Source organism: Knoellia sinensis KCTC 19936 (assembly GCF_000768705.1).
In the GTDB taxonomy this organism is placed as follows: domain Bacteria; phylum Actinomycetota; class Actinomycetes; order Actinomycetales; family Dermatophilaceae; genus Knoellia; species Knoellia sinensis.
This window is the reverse complement of record NZ_AVPJ01000054.1, coordinates 1-593: the sequence shown is the minus strand read 5'-3', so window position 1 is coordinate 593 and position 593 is coordinate 1. Positions and strand designations below refer to the sequence as shown.

The window sequence follows — 593 nt, the reverse complement described above, 5'->3', positions numbered from 1 at the left end:
GCGCCGACGGGCGGCATGGACCAGGCGGCGGCGTTGCACTGCACGCCGGCGCACGCGCTGCGGCTCGACTGTCGGGACGGGTCGTTCGGTCAGGTGCCGTTCGACCTGGCGGCGCATGGGCTGGCGCTGCTCGTCACGGATACGCGGGCGAGTCATGCGCTGGCGGACGGGCAGTACGGCGCGCGGCGGGATGCGTGCGAGACGGCCGCGGACTTCCTGGGGGTCGAGTTCCTGCGGGATGTCGAGCCGGGTGCTTTGGGTGAGGCGCTGGAGCGACTGCCGGACGAGGTGCTGCGGCGGCGTACGCGGCACGTCGTCACCGAGATCGCGCGCGTCGATGCCGTGGTGGACGCACTGGGGCGGGACGACCTCGCCGAGGTGGGGCGCTTGTTCGTGGCGTCGCACGAGTCGCTGCGCGACGACTACGAGGTGTCGTGCACCGAACTCGACCTCGTCGTCGACACGGCGGTGGCCGAGGGTGCGCTGGGGTCGCGGATGACCGGTGGCGGGTTCGGAGGCTCGGCGATCTCGCTCGTGCCGGTGGGTGAGGTGGAGCGGGTGTCGAAAGCGATCAAGGCGGCGTTCGAAGCGGC

Annotated in this window: 1 protein-coding gene; it reads left to right on the top strand. The window is 72.3% G+C overall.

Going from position 1 to position 593, the window contains the following annotated elements:
- Positions 1–593 (top strand): galactokinase (locus N802_RS19155; RefSeq protein ID WP_035919731.1); only part of this gene is annotated, 593 nt, incomplete at both ends.